The sequence below is a fragment of the Stenotrophomonas sp. HITSZ_GD genome (genome assembly GCF_029543105.1).
In the GTDB taxonomy this organism is placed as follows: Bacteria; Pseudomonadota; Gammaproteobacteria; order Xanthomonadales; family Xanthomonadaceae; genus Stenotrophomonas_A.
The window spans coordinates 116,451-136,487 of sequence record NZ_JARQXB010000012.1 but is presented as its reverse complement, the minus strand read 5'-3'; the positions used below and the strand labels follow the sequence as shown (position 1 = coordinate 136,487).

The following is a 20,037-nucleotide window of genomic DNA, read 5'->3' as shown; positions in this document are numbered from 1 at the left end:
CCTTTCCGGGACACGCCGTGAATCCCTCCATGGAGGCTCGTAGGCGACATCCATGTCGCCTACGGTCCCGGAAAGGGGCTGCCCCCGGGCGCCGCGCGCCGCACGCTACGCGCCATCGCTTTGCGCGAACCACCGACCACCAACCCAAAAAAAGAAGAGGCCGGCAAAAGCCAGCCTCTCCCCAAGCAGCAGATCAGGAAGCGAGCGCGTTACTGCCGCGTCCCCGCCCCGTCCGCCGCAGCGGTCTGCGTCACGAGCTGCCCGTCGATGACCGGCAGTCGATCGCTGGCCGGCTTGTTCTCCATCCGCACCGTCTTCTCCTCGCCGTCGTAGCGGTAGGTGACGTTGTAGGCGATGACCTTGTCCGCATTGCCCATCGCGATGCGCTGACCCGGCTTGGAATCCATGCGCATCGTGCCGGTGGTGCCATCGGCATTGCGGTAGGTCACGTTGTAGCCGGTGACACGCGAGGACTCGGAGGTCGCGTTTTCCGTGTGGCACTGGCGCTCCGTGCGGTTGACCACCTGGCCACCCACGTGGCGCTTGTCCACTTGGTTGCCGATCACGCCGCCGGCCACCGCACCGGCCGCCGTGGCGACCTTGCGGCCATTGCCGCCGCCGACCTGGTTACCCAGCACGCCGCCGATCACCGCGCCCACCACCGTGCCACCGACATTGCCGTCGCGCTCGGGCAGGCGTTCCTGCACCACCACATCGCGGCACACCTCGTGCGGCGTGGTCGTGCTGGTGGTCTCGCGCACCGCTTCGCTGCCGATCACCGTCGCGTAGACCTTTTCCTTCTGCGTGATCGGATCCACCTTGACCACGTCCGCGTACTCCAGGCCCTTGCCCGGCGCCACCGCGTTCGGATCCTCGACCAGCGCGTTGTCCAACGCCGGACGGCTCTGGCTGATCGGCGCCACATCATCGCTCTTGCCGCGGTTGTTCATGAAGGCGGCCGTCGCCACACCGCCCACCAGCAGAGCGCCTGCCGCGACCAGTATAGTTGTCGTGTTGCTTTTCATTGACCTTGCTCCTTTTGGACGGTCCGCATGTGGAGGACGGGAGGGATTGCATCACGATCAAGCTGAACAGATGCACGATTTCTCCCGGAATGTGCGTGTGAAAACCCGCCGCCGGTGATTTCATTCACGCTTAACCGATTTCAGGACGCCCCATGCCCAACCCCTTTGCCATCCCGTTGTTGAACTGGGCCGGCCGCCTGCGTTACCCGACGCTGGCCAAGTTCGTGGCCGCCTTGTTCGTGATCGACCTGCTGCTGCCCGACCCGGTGCCTTTCGTCGACGAAATCGTCCTGGGCATGGCCACCTTGCTGCTGACCAACTGGAAGTACCGCAAGGGAACCCCGCCGCCGCTGCCCGGCAACTGAGCGATGCGGCTGATCGACAGCCACTGCCACCTCGACGCCGAAGAATTCGACGCCGACCGCGAGGCCGTGGCCGAGCGCGCCGAGGCCGCCGGCGTGGCCGCCCAGATCGTGCCCGCCACCACCGCCGCCAGCTGGCCGAAACTGCGCGAAGTCTGCGCCGCGCGGCCGGGCTTGCATCCCGCCTACGGCCTGCACCCGGTGTTCCTCGACGCCCACCACCCTGCCGACCTGGACCGGCTCGACGAGTGGATCACCCGCGAGCGCCCCTGCGCGATCGGCGAGTGCGGCCTGGACTATTTCATCGACACCCTGGACCGCGACGCCCAGGCGCATTACTTCGACGGGCAACTCGCGCTGGCGGTGAAGCATGGCCTGCCGGTCATCGTGCACGCGCGGCGCGCGGTGGACGCGGTGATCCAGGCGATCCGCCGCGCCGGCGAGGTGCGCGGCGTGGTGCACAGCTTCGCCGGCAGTCCCGAACAGGCCCGGCAACTGTGGGAGCGCGGCTTCCTGCTCGGCCTCGGCGGTCCGGTGACCTACGCGCGCGCCAACCGCTTGCGCCGGCTCGCCGCCACGATGCCGCTGCAACACCTGCTGCTGGAAACCGACGCGCCCGACCAGCCCGACGCGCAGATCCGCGGCCAGCGCAACGAACCGGCGCGCTTGCCCTCCATCGCCGAGGCCATCGCCACGCTGCGCGGGGAGCCGGTCGAGGAGATCGCCGCGGCCACCGCCGACAACGCGCGCCGGCTGTTCGCGCTCGCGGACTGAGCCCTCAGTCCGCCGCCGCCTCGGCCGCCACGCCGGACGCGGGCGCCTTCGGCCGCTTCGGCTTGAGCAGCAGCTCCACCGCCTTGCCCGCCGCGGCGAAGGCGAACGCGCCGGTGATGTGGGTCGCCGCGCCCAGGCCCGCGCCGCAGTCGAGCTTGAGCGCCTCCTCGGCCCCCATCTGGGGACGCACGCCGCACACGCTGCCGTCGGCCTGCGGATATTTGACGTTCTCCAGCGAGTAGATCGCCGGCACGCCGAAGAAGCGGTCCTTGTTGCGCGGGAAGTGGTAGTCCGCGCGCAGGCGCTTGCGGATCAACGCCAGCATCGCATCGTGCTCGGTGCGCGACAGGTCGCGCACGCGCACCAGCGTCGGATCGGTGCGCCCGCCGGCCGCGCCCACGGTGATCAGCGGAAGCTTGCGGCGGCGGCACCACACGATCATCTCGATCTTCGGGCGCATGCTGTCGCAGGCGTCCACCACCAGGTCGAAATCCTGGTCGAGCAGCGCCTGCAGGTTGGCGCCAGTGAGGAAGGCCTCCACCGCCACCGCGTCGATTTCCGGGTTGATCGCCCGGCAGCGCTCGGCCATCGCGCGGGCCTTGTTCTGCCCGTACTGGCCGGCCACCGCCGGCAGCTGGCGGTTGGTGTTGGAGACGCAGATGTCATCGGCGTCGATCAGGGTCAGGTGGCCGACCGCCGAGCGCGCCAGCGCCTCCACCACCCACGAGCCGACCCCGCCCATGCCCACCACCGCCACGCGGCAGCCGGCCAGGCGGGCCACGCTGCCCACGCCATAGAGCCGGTCGATGCCGGCGAATCGTTCGAGCCACTGGGAATTCATGCGCGCATTTTACCTGTAGGCGATGCACCGCCGGGCGTCGTAGCATCGGCGCACGCCTTTCCCGGAGCCCGCCATGTCCAGCCCGCCCCGCCGTCCTTCCGCCGCCTACCGCTATCTGTTCATGGCCTTGCTCGGCCTGCTGGTGGGCATCATCGCCACGGTGATGATCGGCCGCGCGCTGCAGGCGCGCCGCGATCCGTTCCCGCACAGCCTCATGCACGTGATGGCCAAGCAGGCTGAACTGCTGCAGGCCAGCCAGCAGGCCAACCGCTGCACGGTGTCCGACGCGCTGCCGCGCCTGCAGTCGCTGCGCGCGCTGTCCAACGACCTGGAGGTCGCCTTCCCCAGCCTGCGCGACGACCGCCGCTTCGCCGAACACGCGCGCGCCCTGCGCTCGGTGCTCGACCCGGCGGTGGCCGCGCCGCCGGCGGACTGCACCGCCCTGGCCACGCTCAACACGCGCATCGGCGAGAGCTGCAAGGCCTGCCACCAGGATTTCCGCTGAGTCGCACGCGCGGCGTGCGATTGGCGCCGCGTTCACCTGACTGCGGACAGGATGGCTCCACCCGCGGCACCCCGCCGCCACCAGACGACAGTGGAGGATCCATGAATTTCCGTCAGATCGGCTTCGGCCTCGGCCTGGGCGCGGCCGCCCTGCTCACCGGTTGCGCCACCAGCCAGCCGGGCTACAGCAACTACGGCGGCGGCAGCTACGGCAGCCCCGCCTATTCCTCCACGCGCTGTGCCGATTGCGGCATCGTGACCCGCATCGACACCGTGCAGTCCAACCGTACCGCGCCCTCGGCGACCGGCGCAGTGCTGGGCGGCATCGTCGGCGCGGTGGCCGGCCGCACCATTTCCCATGAGACCGGCGGCAGCAAGGGCAACGAGAACGTCGCCACGGTGCTGGGTGCCGGCGCCGGCGCGGTGGCCGGCAACGCCATCCAGAAGAACGTCACCGGCGACAGCTACGACATCCAGGTCAAGATGGACGACGGCCGGGTGATCGTGGTGAACCAGCGTGACCTGGGCGGCATCCGCGAGAACACCTACGTGCGCGTGGTCAACGGCCGAGTCGTGCTGCGCTGAGGCACACGGCAGCCCGGAAATGCAAAAAGGCCCGCAAGCGGGCCTTTTTGCTGGGCTCCGGCCCGCGCCGTCAGACCGGCTGGACCGCGTCCGCCTGCAGGCCCTTCTGGCCCTGCACCACGGTGAAGCTGACCTTCTGCCCTTCCTTCAGGCTCTTGAAGCCCTGGATCTGGATCGCGCGGAAATGGACGAACACGTCCTCTCCGTTCTCGCGACTGATAAAGCCAAAGCCCTTGGCATCATTGAACCACTTGACGGTACCGGTCTCACGCTCTGACATCTCGACTTACTCCCTGACGACGCATTTCGGATTGGTTAGACGGCAATGGGTGGCTGGTTGCAAGGAGAGAAGCGAGGTACAGGGCCCTACTGTTGGCGGATCGCCCCATCAGGCCACGATTCACGGTGACCTTGCCAAGCGCAGCGGCTGCAACTTAACCCGACCAAAACATCGTGTCAATCACCCCGAACCCATATTGTCAACCCCCATTCGCCCTTAATTTCCGGATTCCCTGACACCCATGGACCCTGCATTCATCTACTACCTGATCGGCGCCGTCCTGGTCCTCGTCGGGTTCGCCGGGGTGCTGTTGCCCGCCCTGCCCGGCCTGCCGCTGGTTTTCGCGGGCCTGCTGGTGGCGGCCTGGGGCGACGGCTTCGAACGGGTCGGCTGGATCGCCCTGTTGCTGATCGGCCTGCTCACCGCGCTGTCCTTTCTTATCGACTTCCTGGCCACCGTGTATGGCGCGCAGCGGGTCGGCGCCAGCGGCTGGGCGTTGTGGGGCTCGGCGATCGGCACGATCGTCGGGCTGTTCTTCCTGCCCATCGGCCTGTTCGTGGGGCCGTTCGCCGGCGCCTGGTTGGGCGAGTACTGGCACAGCCGGCGCGTGGGCCACGCCACCCGGGTGGGGCTGGGCACGTGGCTGGGCATCCTGCTGGGCACCGCGTCCAAGTTCGCGCTGGGCTTCTGCATGCTCGGCATCTTCGCCTTCGCCTGGTTCGTGTGAACCCGGTGGATCGGGTATTTTCAGCGCTGCCCGGCCCCGCCCCGCACCCGCCCCCGCATGGAGCATCCGTTTACATGAGCCGACCCCGTCCCTGCCTGTTGCTCGCGCTGGTCGTCACGCCCCTGGCGGCGCAGGCGCAGGAAATCAATCCGCAACCGGCCTCGCCGTCGGCATGCACCTCGATCACCAGCGACGCCATGCGCCTGGCCTGCTACGACCGCGCGCTGGGCTACACGCCGGCCGACACCGCCCAGGCCGATGCCGCCGCCGAGGCCGCGCGCGAAGCGCAGCGAGAGACGCTGGCCAGCGCGCAGACGCCGGAAGAGCGCAAGCACGCCAAGGAGATCTTCAAGGCCGACGACCCGAACCTGGCCAACGCCGGTCGCGGCTCGTTGCTGGACAGCCGCTGGGAGCTGGCCAAGGACTCCAAGCTCGGCACCTTCCAGCTGCGCGCCTACAAGCCGGTCTACCTGCTGCCCGCGTTCTGGACCAGCAACGTCAACGAAACCCCCAGCTCGCCCAACCCCAACAACACCGTCACCGACCCTCAGCAACTGGACAGCACCGAGCTGAAGTTCCAGCTCAGCTTCAAGACCAAGGTGGTGGAGGACGTCTTCCACGACAACGGCGATATCTGGGTGGGCTACACGCAGAGCTCGCGCTGGCAGTCCTACAACGCCGAGCAATCGCGCCCGTTCCGCGAGACCAACTACGAACCCGAGGCGATGCTCGTGTTCCGCAACAACTACGGGCTGTTCGGCTGGCGCGGGCGGATGACCGGCATTTCGCTCAACCACCAGTCCAATGGCCGCAGCGACCCGCTCTCGCGCAGCTGGAACCGGGTCGTGCTCAACTTCGGCCTGGACCGCGAGAACTGGGCGCTGATGCTGCGCCCGTGGTTCCGCATCAAGGAAGACCGAAGCGACGACAACAATCCGGACATCGAGGATTACATGGGCCGCGGCGACGCGACCCTGGTCTACAACCGCAATGGCCACGAAGTCTCGCTGATGGCGCGGCACTCGCTGCGCGGTGGCGACCGCTCGCACGGCGCGCTGCAGCTGGACTACGGGTTCCCGATCACCAACCTGCTGCGCGGCCACCTGCAGGTGTTCGATGGCTACGGCGAAAGCATGATCGACTACAACCACAAGGCGACGTACATCGGCGTGGGCGTGTCGCTGCTGGAGTGGTATTGAGCGCAGGGCGTCGAGGGGAAGCGGCTGAAGCCGCGGCCCCTTCCCCCGTCAGGTCCAGTCGGTAATCCCTTCGCGCCGGTAGGTTTCCGCGAACGCCGGCCGATCCTTCATCCGCCGCGCGTAGGCGCGCAGGGCCGGCCAATCGTCACTGGGCCGCGGCATGTTGCGCGACCAGCGCAACAGCATGGTCATCATGAAATCCGCGGCGCTCGGCTGCGCGCCGAGCAGGTACGGCCCGTGGGCGGACACGTGCGCCGCCAGCCGGTCCCACGCGCGCTCGATCACCGCGCGCGCCTGCATGCGGGCCGCCTGCTCGTTCCCGGCCCCCGCCGGCTCGTCCGGGTAGAACCACGCCCGGTACGCCGGCTGCAAGGTATTGGTGCACCAGCACATCCAGCGGTAGTACTCCGCCCGCGCCGCGCTGCCGGGCGCCGGGGCCAGCCCGGCCGCGGGGTGCTGGTCGGCCAGGTGCATCACGATCGCCGCCGCCTCGGTGAGCACCTGCCCTTCCAGCACCAGCGTGGGCACCACGCCGGCAGGGTTGAGCGCGAGATATTCGGATGATTTCTGCTCGCGCCGCTCGAAATCCAGCGCGCGCAGTTCGTGCGGGATGTCCAGTTCGATGAGCAGCCAATGGACCACCAGCGCGGCGGTGCTGGGCGAGTAGTACAGGACGGCACGCATCGACGACTCCGGCGGAAAGGGCCCGCCGATTGTACGCGGCGCTTCAGTTGCCGCAGCCCTGAAGGCACTGCGCGCGACGCTCCGAACAGGTGTCGACCGGTCCGCGCACGCTGCAATCCAGCGCCTGTGCCAGGCAGTTGTTGCGCCGGGCCGGGTCGCTGATCTGTTCGCACTTGTCGTGCTGGCCCGACGTAGCCTGGCGGGTGCAGGTGGGCAGGTCGTGCGGCGTGGCCTGGCACTGGTCAAAGCTGCTGGCGCAGCGCTTGAAGCATTGGTCGGCCGACTGGTACTGCCGGTATTCGGGCGAGCGCAGGAACGCCGGCTCGCCGTTGCCGGCGGGCGAAGCGCAGCCAGCCACCAGTACCACGCCGATCCACGCGCATCTCTGCATCCAGCGCATCCGCATTCCCTGCTCCGTGAAACGAAGAAAGCCGGAGTATGCCCCGGCTTTCCTTTCGCTTCGAGAACGCTGGCGCTTACGCCGGCTCGACCACCACCGGAATCTTGCCGATGCGCGCCTGCCATTCGCGCGGCCCGGTCTTGTGCACCGATTCGCCGCTGGAATCCACCGCCACGGTCACCGGCATGTCCTTGACCTCGAACTCGTAGATCGCTTCCATGCCCAGGTCCTCGAACGCGAGCACGCGGCTGGCCTTGATCGCCTTGGATACCAGGTAGGCCGAGCCACCGACGGCCATCAGGTACACCGCCTTGTTGTCGCGGATCGCCTCGATGGCCGCATCGCCGCGCTCGGACTTGCCGACCATGCCCAGCAGGCCGGTCTGCTCCAGCATCTGGCGGGTGAACTTGTCCATGCGCGTGGCCGTGGTCGGGCCGGCTGGGCCGACGACTTCGTCGCGCACCGGGTCCACCGGGCCGACGTAGTAGATGAAGCGGTTGGTGAAATCCACCGGCAGCTGCTCGCCCTTGTTGAGCATGTCCACCATGCGCTTGTGCGCGGCGTCGCGGCCGGTGAGCAGCTTGCCGTTGAGCAGCAGCACCTCGCCCGGCTTGAACTGCGCCACTTCCTCGCGGGTGATCGTGTCCAGGTTCACCCGGCGCGCGTTGAGCGGGTTGTAGGTGAGCTTGGGCCAGTCCTCCAGCGAAGGCGGGTCCAGCGCCACCGCGCCACTGCCGTCCAGGGTGAAGTGCGCGTGGCGGGTGGCCGCGCAGTTCGGGATCATCGCCACCGGCAGGTTGGCCGCGTGGGTCGGGTAATCCTTGATCTTGATGTCGAGCACCGTGGTCAGCCCGCCCAGGCCCTGCGCGCCGATGCCCAGCGCGTTGACCTTCTCGTACAGCTCCAGCCGCAGCTCCTCGGCGCGGTTGGACGCGCCGCGCTGCTGCAGCTCGGTGATGTCGATCGGCTCCATCAGCGCTTCCTTGGCCAGCAGCATCGCCTTCTCGGCGGTGCCGCCGATGCCGATGCCCAGCATGCCCGGCGGGCACCAGCCGGCGCCCATGGTCGGCACGGTCTTGAGCACCCAGTCCACGATCGAGTCGGACGGGTTGAGCATGGCGAACTTGCTCTTGGCTTCCGAGCCACCGCCCTTGGCCGCCACGATCACGTCCACCGTATCGCCCGGCACGACCTTCACGTTGACCACCGCCGGGGTGTTGTCCTTGGTGTTCTGGCGCTTGCCGGCCGGATCGGCCAGCACGCTGGCGCGCAGCTTGTTGTCCGGGTGGTTGTAGGCGCGGCGCACGCCTTCGTTGACCATGTCCTCCACGCCCATCGTGGCGTCGTCCCAGCGCACGTTCATGCCGATTTCCAGGAACACGGTGACGATGCCGGTGTCCTGGCAGATCGGCCGGTGGCCCTCGGCGCACATGCGCGAGTTGATCAGAATCTGCGCGATCGCGTCCTTGGCCGCGGGCGACTGTTCGCGCTCGTAGGCGGCGGACAGGTTCTTGATGTAGTCGACCGGGTGGTAGTAGCTGATGTACTGCAACGCGTCGGCGACGCTCTGGATGAGGTCTTCCTGCTTGATCGAGGTCACGGCTGGCTCTGAAGGCGTGCGGGGAAACCCGACTATTTTAGGGCAAAGTGGCCCGGCGCCCGTCGCTGTCACGCCGGCACACCCTGTTCCGTCCTGGTGAGCATGAACGCCGATCCCGTTTTCGAGCAGCACCGCCCCCGTCTGTTCAGCCTGGCCTACCGCCTGCTCGGCGCCCGCGCCGAGGCCGAGGACGTGGTCCAGGACGCCTGGCTGCGCTGGCATGGCAGCGACCGCGGCCAGATCCTGGACCCGGAAGCCTGGCTGGTCACCGCCACCACCCGGCTCGGGCTGGACCGCCTGCGCGCGGCGCGCACCGCCCGCCGCCATTACGTCGGCCCGTGGCTGCCCGAGCCGCTGGAGATCAGCGACGCGCCGGGCCCGGACCAGCACCGCGAGCAGGCCGAGCAGGTCTCGCTGGCCCTGCTGGCGGTGCTCGAACGGCTCGGCCCGGAGGAGCGCGCCGCCTTCCTGCTCAAGGAGGTGTTCGACTACGACTACGCGCGCATCGGCGAGCTGCTGGGCCACAGCGAGGCCAACTGCCGCCAACTGGTGCATCGCGCGCGCGCCCGCGTGCGGGCCGAACGGCCGCGCTTCGAGGTATCGCGCGCACGCCACCGCGAACTGCTGGCGCGCTTCATGGAAGCCTCGCAGTCCGGCGACGCCGCCGCCATCACCGCGCTGCTGGACAGCCACGCGCGGCTGGTCTCCGACGGCGGCGGCAAGGTCACCGCCACGCTGCGCCCGCTGCGCGGCGCCGAGCGCATCGCGCGGCTGTATTGGGCGGTGGCGCGGCGCGGCTTGGGCCTGCAGGCGAGGCTGGGCACGGTCAATGGCGAGCCGGCGATCCTGCGCCACCACCCGGACGGCCGCCTGCATTCGGCCACGCTGGCGGTGATCGACGGCGATCGCATCGTCGAACTGCTGACGCTGATGAACCCGGACAAACTTCCGCCGATGTGAGGCCGCGCCGTTGTCACGCGCCGGCGCGCCGGCGCGTCCTGGATATCCAAAGCGGCCATCGTGGCCGCTGCCTGTGGAGATATCCATGCACTTCCATCGTGTCGACTACACCCAGCACCTGCCCGCCGCCTTCAAGGCCCTGTCCACCGCCAGCATGCAGGTGCATGCCGGCAGCATCGGCGCCGAACTGGCCGAGCTGCTGTTCCTGCGCGTCTCGCAGATCAACGGCTGCGCGTTCTGCCTGGACATGCATGCCACCGCCCTGCGCAAGGCCGGCGTGGAGCCGCGCAAGCTCGATACCGTCGCCGGCTGGCACGACAGCCGCTTCTTCGACGCCCGCGAACGCGCCGCGCTGGCCTGGGCCGAAGCGCTGACCCGCCTGCCGCACGGCGCGCCGCCCGATGCGCTGTACGACGCGCTCAAAGCGCATTTTGACGACAAGGAAATCGCCGAGGTCACCCTGGCGGTCGCGCTGATCAACGCCTGGAACCGCCTGGGCGTGGGCCTGCAGCCCGAGCTGCCGTAAGCCGCGCGCCGGCCGGCCGTGCCGGACACCTGCGTGCAACACGCCGCCGCTACGGTCTGCGTTCCCTTGCCCGCGCGGAGATGCACGATGGACGACAAGCACGGCCTGCCGGTCTTCGCCGGCGATGCCACCCTGCCCCTGGGCGCCAACGACGACTGCCCGGCGCCGCGCCACGGCCTGCTGCTGTGCGCGCCAGAGCACTTCGCGGTGGACTACGTCATCAACCCCTGGATGGCCGGCCACGTGCACGACACCGACCACGCGCGTGCCGCCGGCCAATGGCAGGCCCTGCACGCGCGCCTGGCCGAGCATGCGGACGTGGACCTGCTCGCCCCGGCGCCGGGCCTGCCGGACCTGGTATTCACCGCCAACGCCGGCCTGGTGCGCGGCAACACCTTCGTGCCCAGCCGCTTCCGGCACGCCGAACGGCGCGGCGAGGAGCCGCTGTGCATCGACTGGTTCCGCCGCGCCGGCTACCGCATCCGCCCGCTGCCCGAGCCGCTGTGCTTCGAGGGTGCCGGCGATGCGCTGTTCGACCGGGGCCAGCGCCACCTGCTATGGATGGGCCACGGCCATCGCTCCGACGTGGGCGTGGCGGCGGAACTGGAGCGCATGCTCGACGTGGACGTGGTGGCGCTGCAGCTCGTCGATGCCCGCTTCTACCACCTGGATACCTGCTTCTGCCCGCTGCGCGACGGCCGCCTGCTGTACTACCCGGCCGCCTTCGACGAGGCCGCGCAAGCGCGCATCGCCTCGCGCGTGGCGCCGCACCTGCGCATCGCCGTGAGCGAGGCCGATGCTTTGGCCTTCGCCTGCAACGCGGTGGACCTGGACGATGCCATCGTCCTGCACCGCGCCAGCCCGGCGCTGCGCCAGGCGTTGGCCGCCTGGGGCTACCGCACCATCCAGACGCCGCTGGACGAATTCCTCAAGTCCGGCGGTGCGGCGAAATGCCTCACGCTGCGGCTGGACGAGTGAGCCTTGCCGCCGCCATCACGGCGGCCGGCACAGCATGGCGGTCCCGTTTCCTGCAGGCCTCGCCATGTCGCCTTCCGACGCTCCGCTTTCCGACCGGCTGATCGCCGACGACGTCATCCGCGCGCTGGCCGACCAGGCCGACATCGAGGCCGGCGAAATCCTGATCGAGGTGCGCGATGGCCAGGTCACCCTCACCGGCGACGTGCCCGAGCAGGCGATGAAGCAGCGCGCCGAACAGCTGGTGGCCACGCTGCCCGGCGTGGCCGGCGTGCGCAACCTGCTCAACGTGGATGATGGCAGCGCCTCGTTCGGCCCGCCCGGCGAAGCGGTGCGCGGGCTGGATCCGGACGAATCGCCCGGCCCGACCGAGGCGCCGCGCGGGCGCGATGCCGGCACCTCCGGAAAGGACGCCAGCTAAGCCGCGCCCGGGTCACCGGATGCCGCGCCTCGCCCCGCCAGCGCGCGCTGGCGCCACAATGACGCCATGAGTCCCGCTCCCGCACCGGCGCGCCAGCCCAGCCTGCGCGAACGCTTCCATGCCCTGCGCAACCTGCCGCCGTTCCTGCGCCAGATCTGGCAGACCAGCCCCGGCCTGACGCTCACCAGCCTCGGCCTGCGCCTGGTGCGCGCGCTGATGCCGGTGGCCACGCTGTACATCGGCAAGCTGATCATCGACGAGGCGATCCGCCTGGCCGCCGGCACGCCGGGCCTGCGCGACCTCGGGCAGGCGCTGTCCAGCGGCCGGCTCGATACGCTGCTGTGGCTGCTCGCCCTGGAACTGGCGCTGGCGATCGGCTCGGACCTGCTCGGCCGGCTCGTGGCCTACGCCGACAACCTGCTCTCGGAGCTGTTCAACAACGCCACCAGCGTGCGCCTGATGGAGCACGCCGCGCTGCTGGACCTGGAGGACTTCGAGGACCCCGAGCTGCAGGACCGCCTGGACCGCGCGCGGCGCCAGAGCATGGGGCGGATGAACCTGATGAGCCAGCTGTTCGGCCAGGTGCAGGACGCCATCACCGTGGCCAGCTTCGCCGTCGGCCTGCTGGTGTACGCGCCGTGGTTGATCGCCCTGCTCGCCGTGGCGCTGGTGCCGGCGTTCGTGGGCGAATCGCACTTCAACGCGCTGGGCTATTCGCTGAACTACCAGTGGACGCCGGAGCGGCGCCAACTCGACTACCTGCGCCAGGTCGGCGCCAGCGTCGAGACCGCCAAGGAAGTGAAGATCTTCAACCTGCACCGCTTCCTGGTCGACCGCTACCGCCAGCTGGCCGACCGCTACTACGCCGCCAACCGCGCCCTGGCGCGGCGGCGCGCGCTGTGGGGCACGCTGCTGGCCGCGCTCGGCACCCTGGGCTACTACGTGGCCTACGCGTACATCGCCTGGCGCACCATCCGCGGCGATTTCAGCATCGGCGACCTCACCTTCCTGGCCGGCAGCTTCCTGCGCCTGCGCCAGTTGCTGGAAGGCTTGCTGATCGGCTTCTCGCAGGTCGCCGGCCAGGCGTTGTACCTGGACGACCTGTTCTCGTTCTTCGCCATCGAACCGGAGATCGTCTCGCGCCCGGGCGCGGCCGCGGTGCCCAGGCCCATCGCGGGCGGCTTCGTGTTCGAGAACGTCGGCTTCCGTTATCCCGATGCCGAACAGTGGGCCGTTCGCCACCTCGATTTCGAACTGCGCGCCGGCGAAGTACTCGCGCTGGTGGGCGAGAACGGCGCCGGCAAGACCACGCTGGTGAAGCTGCTCGCGCGCCTGTACGACCCGGACGAAGGGCGCATCCTGCTCGACGGCCGCGACCTGCGCGACTATGACCTGGACGACCTGCGCGCCAACATGGGCGTGATCTTCCAGGACTTCGTGCGCTACCACCTCAGTGCGGGCGAGAACATCGGCGTGGGCCGCGTGGAGGCGATGGACGACCAGCCGCGCATCGAGGCCGCCGCGCGGCGCGCACTGGCCGATGAGGTCATCGAATCGCTGCCGCATGGCTACGAACAGCTGATTGGGCGGCGCTTCAAGACCGGCGTGGACCTCTCCGGCGGGCAGTGGCAGAAGATCGCCATCGCCCGCGCCTACCTGCGCGACGCGCAGGTGATGATCCTGGACGAACCCACCGCCGCGCTGGACGCGCGCGCCGAGTACGAGGTGTTCCAGCGCTTCAAGGAGCTGTCCTCGCAGCGCACCGCGGTGCTGATCTCGCACCGATTCTCCAGCGTGCGCATGGCCGACCGCATCCTGGTGCTGGCCAACGGCCGCATCGAGGCCGCCGGCACGCACGAACAGTTGATGGCCCAGGGCGGCCGCTACGCGGAGCTGTTCGAACTGCAGGCCGCTGGCTATCGTTGAGCCTTCCCGACGACCCGAGGTTCACCGCATGACCCAGGCCGCCCGCACGCTGCTGCCGCTCGCCCTCGCCCTTGCCCTGCTTTCCGCCTGCCACCGCCAGGACGACGCCGCCACCGGCACGCCCACGGCACGCAGCGCCGCCACCGCGCCGCCGCGCCCGCTGCCGAGCCAAGCCGGCGAGATCCAGGTCCGCGAGCTGGCCACCGGGCTGGCGCATCCCTGGGGGCTGGCCTTGTTGCCCGAGGGCGGCTTCCTGGTGACCGAGCGTGGAGGCGCCCTGCGCCGCATCGGCGCCGATGGCAGCGTCTCGGCGCCGCTGGCCGGCGTGCCGGCGGTGTACGCCCGCGGCCAGGGGGGCCTGCTGGATGTGGCGCTGGCGCCGGATTTCGCGCAGAGCCGGCGCATCTACCTGAGCTATGCCGAACCCGGCGAAGGCGTGCTGGCCGGCACCGCCGTGGCGCGCGCCGTGTTGGGCGAGGCCGGGCTGAGCGAGGTGCAGGTGATCTACCGGCAAGCCCCGAAGGTGGACGCCGAAAACCACTTCGGCGCGCGGCTGGCGTTCGACGGCCAGGGCCACGTCTTCATCAGCCAGGGCGAGCGCACGATGCGGATGATGTCCCAGCAGCTGGACAAGCTGCAGGGCAAGCTGGTGCGCCTGAACCTGGACGGCAGCGTGCCGGCGGACAATCCGTTCGTGGGCCAGCAGGGCGCGCGGCCGGAGATCTGGAGCTACGGGCATCGCAATTCGCAGGGGCTGGCGTTCGACCCGCGCAGCGGCAAGCTGTGGGAAAGCGAACACGGCCCGCGCGGCGGCGACGAGATCAACCTGCCCGAGCCCGGGAAGAACTACGGCTGGCCGCTGATCACCTGGGGCATCGATTATTCCGGCCAGCCGATTGCCGAATCGGTGGGGCAGACGCGCGAGGGGCTGGAGCAGCCCTACCACTACTGGCCCAAGTCCCCGGGCGTGAGCGGCATGGCGTTCTACACCGGCCATGCGGGCAGCGCGTGGAACGACAGCCTGTTGCTGGGCTCGCTGGCCGAACGCAACCTGATCCGCCTCACCCTCGACGGCGAACGCATCACCGGCGAGGAACGCCTGCTGGGCGAACTGGAACAGCGCATCCGCGACGTGCGGGTGGGCGCGGACGGCAACGTCTACGTCCTGACGGATGAAACACAGGGCCAACTGCTGCAGATCACCCCGCCGAAAGGCTGAGACCTCCCCCGGAAACCGTCCCAATGAGAGCCGCTCGCATTTGGGGTAGAATTGGTACGGATTCCCCCCAACAGACTTCTCCGGCATGTCTTCCGCTTTTGGCGCCGAAACGGTGCTCGAGGTCCGTCACTGGACCGACGACTATTTCAGCTTCACCACCACCCGCGACAGCGGCTTCCGCTTCGAGAACGGCCAGTTCGTGATGATCGGCCTGGAGACGGAAACCCGCCCGCTGCTGCGCGCCTATTCCATCGCCAGCGCCAACTGGGAAGAGCAGCTGGAGTTCTTCAGCATCAAGGTGCCCAACGGCCCGCTGACCTCCCGCCTGCAGCACATCCAGCCCGGCGACCAGGTGCTGGTCGGCAAGAAGCCCACCGGCACCCTGCTCATCTCCGACCTGCACCCCGGCCGCCACCTGTACCTGCTCGGCACCGGCACGGGCCTGGCGCCGTGGCTGTCGGTCATCAAGGACCCGGAGACCTACGAGCGCTTCGACAAGGTGATCCTCACCCACGGCGTGCGCTTCGTGAAGGATCTCGCCTACCGCGGCTACTTCGAGCAGGACCTGCCCGGCCACGAGTTCCTCGGCGACCTGCTGCGCGACAAGCTGCTCTACTACCCGGCGGTGACCCGCGAGGATTTCCCCAACCGCGGCCGCCTCACCGAGTTGATGGAGAACGGCGAAATGCAGCGCACCCTCGGCCTGCCGCCGCTGGATACGGCCAACGACCGCTTCATGATCTGCGGCAGCCCGCAGATGCTGGCCGACCTGCGCAGCGTGCTGGATGCGCGCGGCTTCGAGGCCTCCCCGCGCATCGGCCAGCCCGGCCACTACGTGTTCGAGCGCGCCTTCGTCGAGAAGTGATCGCCCGGGGGCCACGCGCCCCCGTGCTCGCCATAGCGCAGCCAGCGTTCGGCGGCCGCTTCGTCGTCGAACACCTGCGCGCGGAAACCGCGCTCGAGCAGCGCCAGGTTCAACGCCTCCAGCTCCATGTAGCGCGGCCAGCGGCCGACGAAGGCCAGCGGCATCGCGCGCAGCGCGGCCATGTCCAGCGCTTCGAGCACGCCCTGCCACTGGTCCGGCGAGGCCAGCGTGCCCTCGCGCAGGTCCACCGCCAGCACGCCGCTGGCCTGGCAGCGCACGGCTTCGTCGGTCAGCCGCGTCCAGCAGGCCAGCCGCGCCTGCTGCGTCTCGGTGCTGCCGCCGATCTCCACCCGCAGCGCGTTGCCCAGCCGCTGGAAGGACAGCCGGCAGTCCCCCGCGGTCCAGCTCGCGTCAACGCAGCACATGCTCGATCCTCGCGGCGAGCGCCTGCGGCCGCGTCGTCGGCGCGTAGCGCCCGCGCACCGCGCCCTGCCGATCAACCAGGAACTTGGTGAAGTTCCACTTGATGCGCGTGCTGCCCAGCAGCCCGCGGCGTTCGTGCCGCAGCCACTGCCACAACGGGTCGGCCTGCGGGCCATTGACCTCGATCTTGCGCGAGAGCGGGAAATCCACGTCGTATTCGAGCGCGCAGAACACCTTGATCGCCTCGTCGGTGCCCGGTTCCTGGCCGCCGAACTGGTTGCACGGGAAGCCGATCACCGTCAGGCCGCGCTCGCCATACTGGCGCCACAGCGCCTGCAGCCCGGCGTACTGCGGCGTGAAGCCGCAGCGCGAGGCCACGTTGACCAGCAGCAATGCCTGCCCCCGGTACGCGGACAACGAATGCCGCACGCCCGCACTGTCGTGGTAGCTGAAGTCGTAGACGGTGGTCACTGCGTCCCCCTGCTCTGCCCGGGCAGCATATCCGAGCCGGCCGGCGCGTGCGCGCCGGCTTGAATTGCCGAGCGTGGCGGCACACCATCGGCCCGGCCTCCCGTGGAGTTCCCGGCATGCCGCCCATGGCCGACGCGCTGTCCCCCGGCTTCATCCACATGCGCATCGTGCTGGGCATGGTGGTCGGCCTGGGCCTGACCCACCTGCTGCGCCAGCTGGCGCGCATCGTCGAGCACCCGGGGCGCAAACGGGTGTACTGGGTACACCAGGTCTGGGCCGGGTCGATGTTCGTGTACCTGCTTTCGTTCTGGTGGTGGGAGTACCGGCTCAGCCTGGTCACGCAGTGGACCTTCAACCTGTACCTGTTCGTCACCCTCTATGCGCTGCTGCTGTACCTGCTGTGCACGCTGATCCTGCCGGAGAACATCGACGAGTACGCCGACTGGCGCGACTACTTCTACACGCGGCGCGCCTGGTTCTTCGGGCTGCTGGCCACCGCCTACCTCATCGACCTGGCCGACACGCGCATCAAGGGGTCGGCCTACTTCGCCAGCGTGGCGCCGGAGATGCTGGCGCGCGACCTGGCCTTCGCCGTATTCAGCCTGGTGGCCGTGGCCACCCGCCAACCCCTCTTCCACGCGGCGTTCGCCCTGGCGGGCATCGCGTACCAGCTGCTTTTCATCGTGCGCCACTTCGAAGTGCTGTAGAAAACGTTTGTCGCATGCCTTTCGTCACGGGCGGCCGGCCCGGGGCATCGGGTAGCCTCGGGGGTTCCGTTTTCCTGAGGAATCCTCCTTGACCACCCGCCTTGCCCTGGCCCTGGCCGCCGCCCTCGGCGCGACCACCCCCGCCTTCGCCAATGCCCTCGATGCCATGAGCGCCACCGCCGCCACCGCCGCCACGCCGGCCTCGGCCAACCCGTTCTTCAGCGAAAGCCCGCTGCCGCTGCACTACCCGCAGTTCGACAAGATCCGCGACAGCGACTTCGCGCCCGCCTTCGATGCCGGCATGGCCCAGCAGCTCAAGGAAGTGGAGGCCATCGCCAACAACAAGGCCAGGCCGACGTTCGACAACACGATCATCGCGCTGGAGAAGAGCGGCCAGGTGCTGGACCGCGCCACCACGGTGTTCTTCAACCTGGTCGGCACCGACACCAACGACACCCGCAAGCAGCTGCAGGCCGACTACTCGGCCAAGTTCGCCGCGCACCGCGATGCGATCTCGCTCAACGGCAAGCTGTTCGCGCGCATCCAGGCGCTGTACGACAAGCGCGACACGCTGGGCCTGGACGCCGAAGGCGTTCGCCTGGTGGAGAAGTACTACACCGATTTCGTGCGCGACGGCGCCAAGCTGTCGGAGGCCGACAAGGCGACGCTGAAGTCGATGAACGCCGAGATGGCGCGCCTGGGCACCCAGTTCAGCCAGAACGTGCTGGCCGAGGTGAACGCGGCCGCCGTGGTGGTGGACGACGTCAAGCAGCTCGATGGGTTGTCCGAGGAGCAGATCTCCGCCGCGGCCGAGGCGGCCAAGGCGCGCAAGCTCGAGGGCAAGTACGTCATCGCGCTGCTCAACACCACCGGCCAGCCGCCGCTGGCGCAGCTGAAGAACCGTGAACTGCGCCAGCGCATCTTCGAGGCGTCGGTGAACCGCGGCAGCCACGGCGGCGAGTTCGACAACACGGCGCTGGTCGCGCGCATCATGAAGCTGCGCGCCGACAAGGCCAAGCTGCTGGGCTTCCCGAACTACGCGGCGTATTCGCTGGAGAACCAGACGGCCAAGACGCCCGAGGCGGTGAACGCGATGCTGGGCCAGCTGGCCCCGCCGGCGGTGGCCAACGCCAAGCGCGAGGCGGCGGACCTGCAGAAGATGATCGACGCCGAGCAGAAGGCCGCGCGCAAGCCGACCTTCGCGCTGGCGCCGTGGGACTGGGCCTTCTACAGCGAGAAGGTGCGCCAGGCCAAGTACAACTTCGACGAGGCGCAGCTCAAGCCGTACTTCGAGTTCAAGAACGTGCTCGAAAACGGCGTCTTCTATGCCGCCAACCAGGAGTACGGGCTGACCTTCAAGGAGCGCCACGACCTGCCCAAGTACCGCGACGACATCTACGTCTACGACGTGTTCGATGCGGACGGCAAGCAGCTGGCGATCTTCATCCACGATCCGTACGCGCGCGCGTCCAAGCGCGGCGGTGCGTGGATGAACTCCTACGTGTCGCAGTCGGCGCTCACCGGCGACCAGCCGGTGGTGGCCAACCACCTCAACATCCCGAAGCCGCCGGCGGGCCAGCCGACGTTGCTGACCTGGGACGAGGTGACCACGATGTTCCATGAGTTCGGCCATGCGCTGCACGGCATGTTCTCGGACGTGAAGTACCCGTACTTCTCGGGCACCAGCGTGCCGCGCGATTTCGTGGAGTTCCCGTCGCAGGTCAACGAGATGTGGGCCGACTATCCTTCGATCCTGCAGCACTACGCCAAGCACTACCAGACGGGCGCGGCGATGCCGCAGGCGTTGCTGGACAAGGTGGTGGCGGCGGCGAAGTTCAACCAGGGCTTCGCGACGACCGAGTACCTGGGGGCGGCGATGCTGGACCAGAACTGGCATCAGCTGCCGGCCGACAAGGTGCCGGACGCGGCGGGCGTGATGCCGTTCGAGGTGCAGTCGCTGGCGGCCGACGGGATCGCCTACGCGCCGGTGCCGCCGCGTTACCGCACGCCGTACTTCAGCCACATCATGGGCGGGTATGCGGCGGGCTACTACGCATACATCTGGTCGGAAGTGCTGGATGCGAACACGCAGCAATGGTTCCGCGAGCACGGGGGCCTGAGCCGCGAGAACGGCGACCACTTCCGCAAGACGCTGCTGTCCAAGGGCGGCAGCGTGGATGCGATGCAGCTGTTCCAGAACTTCGCCGGCCATGCGCCGCAGATCGAGCCGCTGCTCGAGAAGCGCGGGCTGACCAGCGGGGGCGAGGCCGCTGCGCCGTCTGGCAAGTAAGGTCCTGGTTCTTTGCTTGAAGAAAAGGCCGCCCTTTGGGCGGCCTTTTTTTGTCGGGGTTTTTCTCGAAGTTTTCGCTCGGAAGGGCACGGCGCAGGAAGCCGCGGAAGGTCCGGCGCGCGGCGACCGGAGGCCAGGCCGCTCGGGACACGCCGTGAATCCATCCATGGAGGCTCGTAGGCGACATCCATGTCGCCTACGGTCCCGAGCGGCCTGGCCTCCGGTCACCCGACAGGTCATCGGCGCGGCATCTGTGCCTCACGGTTCTTTTGA

At 68.9% G+C, this 20,037-nt stretch carries 23 protein-coding genes; 15 read left to right on the top strand and 8 right to left on the bottom strand.

Going from position 1 to position 20,037, the window contains the following annotated elements; all coding sequences use genetic code 11:
• Window positions 1–209: 209 nt before the first annotated feature.
• Window positions 210–1,025, bottom strand: a complete 816-nt coding sequence (locus P6166_RS13145) for a glycine zipper 2TM domain-containing protein (RefSeq protein ID WP_277764904.1) — start codon at window positions 1,023–1,025, stop codon at window positions 210–212.
• Window positions 1,026–1,177: 152 nt separating this feature from the next.
• Here P6166_RS13145 and P6166_RS13140 point away from each other — a divergent pair, with 152 nt between their 5' ends.
• Together P6166_RS13140 and P6166_RS13135 are read left to right on the top strand one after the other, a co-directional pair.
• Entirely contained in the window at window positions 1,178–1,390 is a 213-nt protein-coding gene (locus P6166_RS13140) for a DUF6116 family protein (RefSeq protein ID WP_277764903.1), read from the top strand.
• Window positions 1,391–1,393: 3 nt separating this feature from the next.
• On the top strand, window positions 1,394–2,161 hold the full coding sequence (locus P6166_RS13135) for a TatD family hydrolase (protein WP_277764902.1): 768 nt from the start codon (window positions 1,394–1,396) through the stop codon (window positions 2,159–2,161).
• 4 nt (window positions 2,162–2,165) lie between these two features.
• Here the strand turns inward: P6166_RS13135 and P6166_RS13130 are convergent, their stop codons facing one another.
• On the bottom strand, window positions 2,166–3,002 hold the full coding sequence (locus P6166_RS13130) for a tRNA threonylcarbamoyladenosine dehydratase (RefSeq protein WP_277764901.1): 837 nt from the start codon (window positions 3,000–3,002) through the stop codon (window positions 2,166–2,168).
• A 73-nt stretch (window positions 3,003–3,075) separates the two neighbouring features.
• On the opposite strand from P6166_RS13130, the gene P6166_RS13125 reads away from it, so the two are divergent.
• Window positions 3,076–3,507 (top strand): hypothetical protein, encoded by a 432-nt coding sequence (locus P6166_RS13125; RefSeq protein ID WP_277764900.1) that lies wholly within the window; start codon window positions 3,076–3,078, stop codon window positions 3,505–3,507.
• A gap of 101 nt (window positions 3,508–3,608) precedes the next feature.
• On the top strand, window positions 3,609–4,091 hold the full coding sequence (locus P6166_RS13120) for a glycine zipper 2TM domain-containing protein (protein WP_277764899.1): 483 nt from the start codon (window positions 3,609–3,611) through the stop codon (window positions 4,089–4,091).
• A gap of 70 nt (window positions 4,092–4,161) precedes the next feature.
• Here P6166_RS13120 and P6166_RS13115 read toward each other — a convergent pair whose 3' ends face one another.
• Complete coding sequence (locus P6166_RS13115; protein WP_057645133.1) at window positions 4,162–4,371, bottom strand: cold-shock protein; 210 nt, start codon at window positions 4,369–4,371, stop codon at window positions 4,162–4,164.
• A gap of 241 nt (window positions 4,372–4,612) precedes the next feature.
• Here P6166_RS13115 and P6166_RS13110 point away from each other — a divergent pair, with 241 nt between their 5' ends.
• Window positions 4,613–5,098: a DUF456 domain-containing protein gene (locus P6166_RS13110; RefSeq protein ID WP_277764898.1), complete on the top strand. Its 486-nt coding sequence runs from the start codon at window positions 4,613–4,615 to the stop codon at window positions 5,096–5,098.
• Between the two features lie 74 nt (window positions 5,099–5,172).
• Window positions 5,173–6,297 (top strand): phospholipase A, encoded by a 1,125-nt coding sequence (locus P6166_RS13105; RefSeq protein WP_277764897.1) that lies wholly within the window; start codon window positions 5,173–5,175, stop codon window positions 6,295–6,297.
• A 48-nt stretch (window positions 6,298–6,345) separates the two neighbouring features.
• Here P6166_RS13105 and P6166_RS13100 read toward each other — a convergent pair whose 3' ends face one another.
• The 3 genes from P6166_RS13100 to P6166_RS13090 form a co-directional block, all read right to left on the bottom strand.
• Window positions 6,346–6,981, bottom strand: a complete 636-nt coding sequence (locus P6166_RS13100) for a glutathione S-transferase family protein (RefSeq protein WP_277764896.1) — start codon at window positions 6,979–6,981, stop codon at window positions 6,346–6,348.
• Window positions 6,982–7,024: 43 nt separating this feature from the next.
• The gene (locus P6166_RS13095; RefSeq protein WP_277764895.1) at window positions 7,025–7,372 is read right to left on the bottom strand and encodes a hypothetical protein; all 348 of its coding nucleotides are present in this window, start codon (window positions 7,370–7,372) and stop codon (window positions 7,025–7,027) included.
• A gap of 85 nt (window positions 7,373–7,457) precedes the next feature.
• Window positions 7,458–8,981 (bottom strand): fumarate hydratase, encoded by a 1,524-nt coding sequence (locus P6166_RS13090; protein ID WP_277764894.1) that lies wholly within the window; start codon window positions 8,979–8,981, stop codon window positions 7,458–7,460.
• Window positions 8,982–9,083: 102 nt separating this feature from the next.
• Here P6166_RS13090 and P6166_RS13085 point away from each other — a divergent pair, with 102 nt between their 5' ends.
• The 7 genes from P6166_RS13085 to P6166_RS13055 all read left to right on the top strand — a co-directional run bounded on the left by P6166_RS13085 (window position 9,084) and on the right by P6166_RS13055 (window position 15,873).
• Window positions 9,084–9,941, top strand: coding sequence for an RNA polymerase sigma-70 factor (locus P6166_RS13085; RefSeq protein ID WP_277764893.1), 858 nt, complete (start codon window positions 9,084–9,086; stop codon window positions 9,939–9,941).
• Between the two features lie 85 nt (window positions 9,942–10,026).
• The gene (locus P6166_RS13080) at window positions 10,027–10,467 is read left to right on the top strand and encodes a carboxymuconolactone decarboxylase family protein (protein ID WP_277764892.1); all 441 of its coding nucleotides are present in this window, start codon (window positions 10,027–10,029) and stop codon (window positions 10,465–10,467) included.
• 87 nt (window positions 10,468–10,554) lie between these two features.
• Window positions 10,555–11,445 (top strand): arginine deiminase-related protein, encoded by an 891-nt coding sequence (locus P6166_RS13075; RefSeq protein ID WP_277764891.1) that lies wholly within the window; start codon window positions 10,555–10,557, stop codon window positions 11,443–11,445.
• Window positions 11,446–11,509: 64 nt separating this feature from the next.
• Window positions 11,510–11,863, top strand: coding sequence for a BON domain-containing protein (locus P6166_RS13070; protein ID WP_277764890.1), 354 nt, complete (start codon window positions 11,510–11,512; stop codon window positions 11,861–11,863).
• Between the two features lie 66 nt (window positions 11,864–11,929).
• Window positions 11,930–13,789 carry an ABC transporter ATP-binding protein gene (locus tag P6166_RS13065; RefSeq protein WP_277764889.1) on the top strand — a complete coding sequence of 620 codons (1,860 nt, stop codon included), beginning with the start codon at window positions 11,930–11,932 and terminating at the stop codon, window positions 13,787–13,789.
• 28 nt (window positions 13,790–13,817) lie between these two features.
• Window positions 13,818–15,008, top strand: a complete 1,191-nt coding sequence (locus P6166_RS13060; RefSeq protein ID WP_277764888.1) for a PQQ-dependent sugar dehydrogenase — start codon at window positions 13,818–13,820, stop codon at window positions 15,006–15,008.
• 85 nt (window positions 15,009–15,093) lie between these two features.
• Complete coding sequence (locus P6166_RS13055) at window positions 15,094–15,873, top strand: ferredoxin--NADP reductase (protein ID WP_277764887.1); 780 nt, start codon at window positions 15,094–15,096, stop codon at window positions 15,871–15,873.
• Here P6166_RS13055 and P6166_RS13050 read toward each other — a convergent pair.
• Window positions 15,840–16,298, bottom strand: coding sequence for a hypothetical protein (locus P6166_RS13050; RefSeq protein WP_277764886.1), 459 nt, complete (start codon window positions 16,296–16,298; stop codon window positions 15,840–15,842). The genes P6166_RS13055 and P6166_RS13050 overlap by 34 nt on opposite strands.
• Complete coding sequence (locus P6166_RS13045) at window positions 16,285–16,767, bottom strand: glutathione peroxidase (protein ID WP_277764885.1); 483 nt, start codon at window positions 16,765–16,767, stop codon at window positions 16,285–16,287. Before P6166_RS13045 ends, P6166_RS13050 begins: the two co-directional genes overlap by 14 nt.
• Window positions 16,768–16,883: 116 nt before the next feature.
• Here P6166_RS13045 and P6166_RS13040 point away from each other — a divergent pair, with 116 nt between their 5' ends.
• Window positions 16,884–17,474 carry a hypothetical protein gene (locus P6166_RS13040; protein ID WP_277764884.1) on the top strand — a complete coding sequence of 197 codons (591 nt, stop codon included), beginning with the start codon at window positions 16,884–16,886 and terminating at the stop codon, window positions 17,472–17,474.
• Between the two features lie 88 nt (window positions 17,475–17,562).
• Complete coding sequence (locus tag P6166_RS13035) at window positions 17,563–19,764, top strand: M3 family metallopeptidase (RefSeq protein WP_277764883.1); 2,202 nt, start codon at window positions 17,563–17,565, stop codon at window positions 19,762–19,764.
• Window positions 19,765–20,037 lie beyond the last annotated feature (273 nt).

Coding starts and splice junctions, on each gene's coding strand:
- P6166_RS13080 (WP_277764892.1), top strand. CDS start 10,027: ATGCACTTCCATCGTGTCGACTACACCCAGCACCTGCCCGCCGCCTTC.
- P6166_RS13055 (WP_277764887.1), top strand. CDS start 15,094: ATGTCTTCCGCTTTTGGCGCCGAAACGGTGCTCGAGGTCCGTCACTGG.
- P6166_RS13100 (WP_277764896.1), bottom strand. CDS start 6,981: ATGCGTGCCGTCCTGTACTACTCGCCCAGCACCGCCGCGCTGGTGGTC.
- P6166_RS13115 (WP_057645133.1), bottom strand. CDS start 4,371: ATGTCAGAGCGTGAGACCGGTACCGTCAAGTGGTTCAATGATGCCAAG.
- P6166_RS13145 (WP_277764904.1), bottom strand. CDS start 1,025: ATGAAAAGCAACACGACAACTATACTGGTCGCGGCAGGCGCTCTGCTG.
- P6166_RS13065 (WP_277764889.1), top strand. CDS start 11,930: ATGAGTCCCGCTCCCGCACCGGCGCGCCAGCCCAGCCTGCGCGAACGC.
- P6166_RS13135 (WP_277764902.1), top strand. CDS start 1,394: ATGCGGCTGATCGACAGCCACTGCCACCTCGACGCCGAAGAATTCGAC.
- P6166_RS13140 (WP_277764903.1), top strand. CDS start 1,178: ATGCCCAACCCCTTTGCCATCCCGTTGTTGAACTGGGCCGGCCGCCTG.
- P6166_RS13060 (WP_277764888.1), top strand. CDS start 13,818: ATGACCCAGGCCGCCCGCACGCTGCTGCCGCTCGCCCTCGCCCTTGCC.
- P6166_RS13095 (WP_277764895.1), bottom strand. CDS start 7,372: ATGCAGAGATGCGCGTGGATCGGCGTGGTACTGGTGGCTGGCTGCGCT.
- P6166_RS13130 (WP_277764901.1), bottom strand. CDS start 3,002: ATGAATTCCCAGTGGCTCGAACGATTCGCCGGCATCGACCGGCTCTAT.
- P6166_RS13050 (WP_277764886.1), bottom strand. CDS start 16,298: ATGTGCTGCGTTGACGCGAGCTGGACCGCGGGGGACTGCCGGCTGTCC.
- P6166_RS13105 (WP_277764897.1), top strand. CDS start 5,173: ATGAGCCGACCCCGTCCCTGCCTGTTGCTCGCGCTGGTCGTCACGCCC.
- P6166_RS13040 (WP_277764884.1), top strand. CDS start 16,884: ATGCCGCCCATGGCCGACGCGCTGTCCCCCGGCTTCATCCACATGCGC.
- P6166_RS13085 (WP_277764893.1), top strand. CDS start 9,084: ATGAACGCCGATCCCGTTTTCGAGCAGCACCGCCCCCGTCTGTTCAGC.
- P6166_RS13070 (WP_277764890.1), top strand. CDS start 11,510: ATGTCGCCTTCCGACGCTCCGCTTTCCGACCGGCTGATCGCCGACGAC.
- P6166_RS13110 (WP_277764898.1), top strand. CDS start 4,613: ATGGACCCTGCATTCATCTACTACCTGATCGGCGCCGTCCTGGTCCTC.
- P6166_RS13075 (WP_277764891.1), top strand. CDS start 10,555: ATGGACGACAAGCACGGCCTGCCGGTCTTCGCCGGCGATGCCACCCTG.
- P6166_RS13120 (WP_277764899.1), top strand. CDS start 3,609: ATGAATTTCCGTCAGATCGGCTTCGGCCTCGGCCTGGGCGCGGCCGCC.
- P6166_RS13125 (WP_277764900.1), top strand. CDS start 3,076: ATGTCCAGCCCGCCCCGCCGTCCTTCCGCCGCCTACCGCTATCTGTTC.